Source organism: Anaerolineae bacterium (assembly GCA_016931895.1).
Taxonomy (GTDB): Bacteria; Chloroflexota; Anaerolineae; order 4572-78; family J111; genus JAFGNV01.
This window is the reverse complement of the sequence record JAFGDY010000202.1, coordinates 1-7,462: the sequence shown is the minus strand read 5'-3', so window position 1 is coordinate 7,462 and position 7,462 is coordinate 1. Positions and strand designations below refer to the sequence as shown.

The 7,462-nt window shown below is 56.1% G+C and carries 5 protein-coding genes; 2 read left to right on the top strand and 3 right to left on the bottom strand.

The features are described from left to right. Together JW953_14775 and brxF are read right to left on the bottom strand one after the other, a co-directional pair. On the bottom strand, positions 1-1,490 hold a 1,490-nt coding region (locus tag JW953_14775; protein MBN1993961.1), incomplete at its 3' end, for an ATP-binding protein. A gap of 149 nt (positions 1,491-1,639) precedes the next feature. Beyond that, positions 1,640-2,113 carry a BREX-3 system P-loop-containing protein BrxF gene (gene brxF, locus JW953_14770; protein MBN1993960.1) on the bottom strand — a complete coding sequence of 158 codons (474 nt, stop codon included), beginning with the start codon at positions 2,111-2,113 and terminating at the stop codon, positions 1,640-1,642. 383 nt (positions 2,114-2,496) lie between these two features. Between brxF and JW953_14765 the strand changes: the two genes are divergently transcribed. Further along, a complete protein-coding gene (locus JW953_14765; GenBank protein ID MBN1993959.1) occupies positions 2,497-4,104 on the top strand; it encodes a hypothetical protein in 1,608 nt (535 codons plus the stop codon). Here the strand turns inward: JW953_14765 and JW953_14760 are convergent. Then, a complete protein-coding gene (locus JW953_14760; protein ID MBN1993958.1) occupies positions 4,070-5,407 on the bottom strand; it encodes a winged helix-turn-helix domain-containing protein in 1,338 nt (445 codons plus the stop codon). The two genes, JW953_14765 and JW953_14760, sit on opposite strands and share 35 nt — an antisense overlap. Before the next feature lie 196 nt (positions 5,408-5,603). On the opposite strand from JW953_14760, the gene JW953_14755 reads away from it, so the two are divergent. Beyond that, on the top strand, positions 5,604-7,462 hold a 1,859-nt coding region (locus tag JW953_14755), incomplete at its 3' end, for a hypothetical protein (GenBank protein ID MBN1993957.1).

Below are 7,462 nucleotides of genomic sequence, written 5' to 3'. Positions count from 1 at the left end.
GCCATAAAATAGTAACGATCCAGTTGGTTGTCATCCAGGCTTTCGGCCCGCTGCTCAATGAGCGAGCCAAAATCAATATCCTTTTTTAAATCCAGGTAATACTGGCTATTCTCAGGATTGAAGCTGATGAATTGCCCGCTGACAGTTTTTACAATCTCCCGCAGGACCGAGTCTACGCTGCTGCGCAGAAAATCGGCGTCGGCTTCCGGTAAACCCTCCAGATACAGGGCCAGGTCGTCGCGCAATTCTTCGGCGGTAGCGCCCAGCGGGGCGTAGATATCGCCAACGGTCAGCCGGTGAATGCTCAAGGCGTGGATGAGACGCAACGCCGCCGGTTTGTAGGCATGCGAGGCCAAAGCGTGGCTCACCCGGTCTTCCAACACCTGGCTCTTGTCAATGACTTCTTTGATCTCCGGCACGCTCCGGAAAGAGGGATTATCCTGCAAGGTTTCCCAGTAGGAATCGTAGGCGATCAAACCCGGTTCCTGGGGCGGCACATCCTGATCCAACCGCGCCTGCATGGCGAGGCTGAGCGTTTTCAGCACTTCTCGTTTTTCGGCCACGTATATGCGCTCGAAAGTTTCCAGGAAGGCCGGGTGTACCGGAAAGAGACGGACAAAGTCATCCATTTTTTCAGCCATGTGGCCGTATAGCGGGGTGAATTGGGTCAGGTGTTGCCGGATGCGGCTCTTTTGGCGGTCGTCTTTTCTCAGCAGGCGTTCGGCCACCACAAAGGCCACGTCCTCGCGGGCAATGCGGATTTGTTCAAAGCGGTCCTTTACCCGGCGCACGGCATCGGCCACAAATTGGAAGCGGGGACTGTCAAAGATAGATTCCTGAATACCGGCCACAAAACGAAAACGCGTATTGCGGCTGATTTCGCCCAGTTCTCGCAAAAAGCTTAAGTCCAATACCAGCGCCTGATCCTGCCGGGAGCGCAGATATTCCAGTAACTCGTCCACAATCAACAACAAGCCCTGGCCGGGGTACTGCGCGTCAAAGGCCTCCATCATTTCCATCAACATATCTTTGCTGTTGGGAACCTGATCAATGGCGGGGAAGGTGTAATCAACGCCCATCTCAGCCAGGGCAAGCTCTAACTCACCCAGCAGAATGTCGCGCAAGCGCATCGTAGTGGTGCCAATTTCTGCTCGGACCACCTTGAATTGCCCGGCTATTTTCTGGGCCACATCGGCCACGTGGGCGTGGGTAAGGTGAGGGGCTAACTCGCCATGTTCAGCAACGGCGCTCAGTACCGCCATTAAGTGAGATTTACCGGTACCATAATTGCCGACAATGAACAGGCCGCGATTATCGGCCGGATCGGTATGCTGCAATTGGGGAATGACCAACCGTTCCAACAATTCGGCCATACGGTTAGAAATAACATAGGTCCGAACAAGCCGCTCCGCTTCTGAACGTTCGTCGGCGGCGCGGAGTTGAACCACGGTTTCAATGGGGTCAAATTGAACGAGATCACGATACTTCATAGGTGATTCCCTTCTCGATTTAGATTTACGATCCTTCGACTGTGCTCAGGACAGGTTTTGGGTTTATAGATGGTGCGTATTGCGTATTGCGTGATTTGATCCATGAAGCACGCAACACGAATTCACGCATCACGTTTCACGCTCACACTTCACATTGTCACGATAACAACATCCGGTCGTTCATAGCGACGATACTCGGGATGACCTGGTTCGGCGTAGGTCAAAACCCGACTTTGTTCATCGTAAGTTCCGCCCCACGCCACCACCAGGGCTTTGTTGCGGCTGAGTTCTTGCAGCAAAGCCAACGGATCCTGGTGCAAGCCTGGTTCAAAAAGCAGTTCAATGTTATCCAGAGCTAACATCGGTTCCGGCTGATCGTTGATGATCTGGGCTAAGATTCGTCGTACTCGTAAAGGACGCTCTTTGGTGGTCAGGTCAAGGAGTTTCTGGCTGAAGTGCAGGTTGAGATTGAGGTAGGGGATGTCCTGTTGGCTCAGTCCCTTAAGTAGGCGCGTTTTGCCCGATCCGTGGGGTCCGGTGATGAGAAGAAGGCGATGGTATTGTTGGGGGAGAGTAGGGAGGAGGTGATTTAGTTGGTTAAGTTGAGTGGCAATGGTTGGCATTTTTCTTTGGTGAGTGATTTTGCTTTGGGCTAATGTAGCTAGATTGGGCCAGTCTTTGAGACTGGCCCAATCTCAAAGCATCAGGCTGATATTTGCATTAACTTGGTCGAGAGGAACTTTTTTTCGACAAAAAATTCACTTTTCCATTTTATCACACTTTGATATGCCTGCAACGTATTTGAAATTGAATTAAAAAAAGGCCGGCGAACACTGACCTTTGAAGCACACAAATCGGCAGCCAACAATTTACCCTGCACCACGGCCAGCAAATCATCCACATCCAATTCATTTTGTGGTAAAATGGATGGGTCAAATCATACCAGCGCCCCCGATTACTTCAAAACGTGATAATCTAAATTATCAGTCGTTCAGAGGGCCGGCCGATGAAAAGCCTCACCAACTGGCTGGTTGAGCAAAAGAATAGCAGCCACTGCTTGTTGAAGGATATTTTTCGCAACAGCGACCTGCCAATCCTGGCGGGGATTTTTTTGATCTCAATGGCAACCAGTGTTGCGGTAGTGATTGTCATCCTGTTCAACGCCGCCGATTACGGCTTCTTTGATGTGCCCATTGCCGCCTGGGTTGTGCTGGGGCTGATGGGCTTGCTCCTGTTTGTTGAAGGGCTGGCCTTTTCTTTATGGTGGCGACTCTGCCGGGCCAAAAAATCTCTCACTGAAACCAGACCGGAAGTGGCTGCCCGTAGCGCCCCACGCCTCTCCGCCGGCGAGATACCCCTTGTTGACGGGTTTCGGCATTTAAACCGGCCCGAATTTTTGGCGTTGGTCCAGACCCTATTCAAAGCGCCCCCCGCTGTGCGGTTGGTGCAGCTAAGCCCGTTGCCGGGCGGTCATGGGGGCAGCGCCACGCTTTTAGCCAGGCTGCAATATAAGGAAAGCGGCGTTCTCTTGCCGCATACCTTTGTAGTCAAACTCGGTGAGCGGGCTGAAATATTGAGCGAAGACCAGAAATTCCACCGCTATGTTTTAGGCTGTCTTGGCCGCGCTGCCCGCTTTCTTCGACACGCCCGGCTGGAAGATACCGCCGGTATCGCCTATGAATATGCCGGCCTGGGGCTGGGCGACTCGGTGCAAAGCTTTGCCCAACTCTACCACAACCTTCCGGCTAACCACGCGGCGGCGCTCATCGAAGAAATTTTTGCGCCGTTAGAACAAGCGTGGTACCGGCAAGGGCAGGTGGAGCCGGTTGATCCCCGGCGCGAATATCATCTGTTGTTCAAAAAACAACAGCTTATAATTGAACAGGTTGAGCGGCTACTGGACCAAGATGACCCCTACCGCCAACGCCTGCATCTCTCCAAAAGCCAAACCGATCCGAATTTAAGACCCAACTTCTGCCCTGGCGGAACGATTCCCTGGCGCGATCCGGTTGACTTTTTGCAGCGCCAGCCTGCCTTAACCAACCCCATACCGCTGCACCGTTCCACCATCCACGGCGATCTCAACGCCCGCAACATCCTGTTTGAGAGGGGACAATCCGGCGAACCGGTTCTGCCCTGGTTCATTGATTTTTCGCATACCGGCAACGGCCTGTCGGCCGCCCGCGCCGCCGAAGCGGCCCGCGAAAATATTCCCGTTGCAGCCGACCGGGGACACACCCTGCGCGATTTCTGCCGCCTTGAAGCGGATGTGAAATTTATGCTCACCACATTAGAAAATGACAGCGATCTGGAAAGGGCGATTTTGTTCGAACAGGAATTGATGCTCGGTAGTATGGCCTTACTTGAGTTGTCGAATCCGGCTTTGGCTGAAGCGCAATTTGCCCAAGCGTGGCGCGTCATCAGAGCCATTCGCCGCCGGGCCGCCCCTTACCTGGCCGATCTTGCCGACCTGCGCCCTTACTACTGGGGGCTGCTGCACGCCACGCTGCCGGTCGTTTACTATGATCCGGGCCAGTTTGCCGGCAAACCCCACGAGCGCCGGCAAAAACGATACGCGTTTATGGCGGCGGGGATGCTGTGCAGCCGGCTGTGAGCCGGTAGCCCACGTCTCGAATAGTCTCTACGCAGCTAAAAGTAGGGTCGTCCAGCAGCAGCCGAATGGGCGGGTCCAGCGCCTCGCGCAGGCGTTTGACCAGTTGCGACAACGCGGCATTTGACACGCCGGCAGCTTCGGGGCCGTAAATTTGGGTGACCAAACTATCGGTGGGCAAAATCTCAGCCGGTCTGCTTTGGGCAAAAGCCAGCAACAGGGCAAAGAGCAGCGGCGGCAGCGTCAGTTGTTCTTCTCCGGCGGCGGTTTTAAGGCAGGCCTGATTGGGAAACACGGCCGTAATCTGCACCGCGCCGCTTGGCGGCGCTTTGAATTGCCGGATAAACATAGCAAACAGCGGACAAAAAATAACCAATCGCCCCTGGTGCAATTTGAGCAGGCCGAAACGTTCCAACAGAACGGTTTCCGGCAAGGCGGCAGGCAGCGGGTTTTGGGCCGCGGCAAGCAGCGTTTCCTGCTCAGCCGGAGTCAGGTCGGCCCACAGTTCTTCGGCCAATCGTTTAATGTTATCCCACTGGAGCAGTTGCCGGGCGAGTGTCTCCTCGGGCCGGCGCAAATCAAGCGAAGCGGCGGCTAATTCGATGGCATTTTTCAAAAAGCCGGGATGGCCGCCGGTGCAATCGAGCAATCGGGTTCGCTGGTAGGGATCGAAGGTATGGCCCAGTCGCGCCTCGTCCCGCTGCAAAGATTCCAGCGCATCCTTGGTGTTAAGCGGGCCGATGAAACAGGTCTCATCAAGCAACTCGTGAAGTTCAAAAAAGGATCCAACGGGCCGGCGCGTGACAAAAATGTAAGCCAGATTCCCCTGCGGCCGGCAATTGCGGAGGAAAAACAGGTAGTTAAAAAAAGTGTGGTCTGTTGCCGCGGCCGCCTCATCAAAATAATCAAAAGCCACCACCGGCGTCAGCGCGGGCGGCAAGGCCAGTAGCTGCTCTTTCAACGCCCGGCGCAAGTTGCGCCCGTCGGCGGGGAGCGGGGCATCGCTTGGGGTGGAGACAGTGGCGCGCAATTGCAGCAGCAGCTCGCTCAAAAGCTCTATCTCGCTGCCGTCCCCCAACCCGGCGCAATCAAGATGGATAAAGACAAAATTGGCTGGCCGCTCTTTGAGGTAGCGGGGCTTTACTTGGGGATGAGAAACCACAAAGCGGACCACATTTGATTTACCCATACCGGCCAGGCCGTTGAGGGCAATGCTGCGTAATTTGTAGAGGGCGTTCATGATTTGCCCCACTTCGGCCTCGCGGTAATCTGCCGGAAAACTTGCTTCTTTGTAAAATAGGGTCATTGGGTTGGCACCTCAAGCTCATTATAGCACAGTTCTTTAAAGTTCAACGCAGCGACGGAGCAATTCAACAAAATTGTACCTTGTTTGTTGACCATTGTTGACCGGTTAACCGGATGGTGTCAAGCAAATTGTTCGTCAGGGCGGTATACTGGTGGTAAGTTTTTTGACATACCGTTTACCGAAAGGAGTAGCTTTGATGAGAACCCCCAAACCCGTTATTTTCTTTTTTGTCGTCTTGCTGTTTGCCTTGCTGGCATGCAGCATTCTGGGCGGAACCGGCCAAAACCGTCTTGATCCGGTGTCTGAACCGCCGGCCGAACCGGTTGTTTTTGCTGCCGGACTGGGCAATGTTTACGGCCTGGCCTTTGACAACGCCGGCAACCTGTACGCTCCCGGCACCGACGGCGACCGGAGCGTGCTGTGGAAGATTGATTCAGCCGGCAACAAAGACCGCTTTGCCGAGATTATTGATCAAGGCGACGTGCTCTCGAACGTCGGCCTGGCCGCGCACGCCCGTTCATTGGCCAATGTGGCCGTTGATGGCTGGGGCAATATCTGGCTTACCAGCCGCAAACACGGCGCGGGGTTTGTTGTGTCGCCGCAGGGGACCGTGACCAAGCTGTACCTCAATGCGCATCTGAGTGTTTTAATGGAAAAAGAGCACCTTTCGCAAGGCGTTGCCTGGGATGCCGCCGCCGGGCGGCTTTATCTGATCACTTCCGGCCCGGACCGGGCGTTGAGCACCGACAACAAAAACTTTATCACCGCGCTGACCGTCGGCGAGCAGCCGGATATGTTAGCGCAGGAAGTGATTGCCGTAAAAGACACGGCGGGCAATAAAGTCAAGGCGATCAAAGCTGACGGGATACCGTTGAAAGAAAGCGGCAGCGGCCTTGTCATCGGTTCCGGTTCAATCCTCTACTTCCTCGGAACGGACACGCTGTTTCAGGTGAGTCTGGCCGATGACAGCCTGAATCGGGTTGGCGAGCCGTTTGCCGGGCAACATTTGTGGGGCGGCGCGGTTGATAGCGGTGGAACAATTTACCTGTCCTCAAACGTGGCGGGGTATGACCCCGAAGAGAGCGACGCGGGCCAGGGTACCGTCTGGCGGCTTAACGGCGACGGCACGCCGGCAGCGGTGGTTGAGGAAATTGCCGCGCCGCTAGGCCTGGCCTGGCGCAATGGCTATCTCTACATGGCCGACCGGGCCACCGGCTCCATCTTCAAAATGGCAGCGGGCCAGACCCCGGCTCAAGAAGAAGCATCGGCCGGGAGTGCTCCGCCAACCGCCGCCCAAACGGCAGCCCTGCCGGACCTCACCGAACCGGTTAAGCCAACCGCTTCTGCTACCATTCCTCCTGTTCCGACGAACACATCTGCGCCGGTTGAGCCAACCGCCACCCCCATCCAAACGCCGGTTCCAACAGATACGCCGCTGCCCCCACCCCCCAATACGCCATCTCCCACCTGGACTCCTGCGCCCCCGCCTCTCGCCGTTCAGGCCGAAACAATTGCCCGGCTCGACAGCCGGTGGGTTAAACGGGTGGTCTGGTCGCCGGACGGCAGCCTGCTGGCCGTGGCCTCCACCGGCCTGCACCTCTACCGCACTGATGATTTCACAAAACGGCCGGGCCTCTCCGGCAGCGATTGGGTTTTTGACGCGGTCTTTTCGCCGGATGGACAGATGGTGGCGACAGCCTTCATGGCCGGCCAGGATGTGACCGTGTGGACGCCGGACGGCGGCGAACTGCTTTCGTTCCCCGGCAGCGAAAGCGCCGCGCGCATTGCCTTTTCGCCGGATGGCCGCCTGCTGGCCGCTACCGTCGGCGGCGCGGTGAAGGTGTGGAATGTGGACAGCGGCGAGGAACTACGCACCATCCCCGCCGGCAGTTCTGCCGGGCCGGTGGCCTTTTCACCGGATGGAAAGCTGCTGGCGGCCATGGCCGGGGTGGCCGGGATGGAGATCAAGGTGTGGGAAACTGCTGGCTGGACAGAACAATTCACCCTCAGCGGGCATAACAATTGGATCAGAAGCATCGTCTTTGCCCCAAACGG

Bases quoted from the DNA above. Each gene is read 5' to 3' on its own strand.
- brxF (MBN1993960.1), bottom strand. From the start codon at position 2,113: ATGCCAACCATTGCCACTCAACTTAACCAACTAAATCACCTCCTCCCT.
- JW953_14765 (MBN1993959.1), top strand. From the start codon at position 2,497: ATGAAAAGCCTCACCAACTGGCTGGTTGAGCAAAAGAATAGCAGCCAC.
- JW953_14760 (MBN1993958.1), bottom strand. From the start codon at position 5,407: ATGACCCTATTTTACAAAGAAGCAAGTTTTCCGGCAGATTACCGCGAG.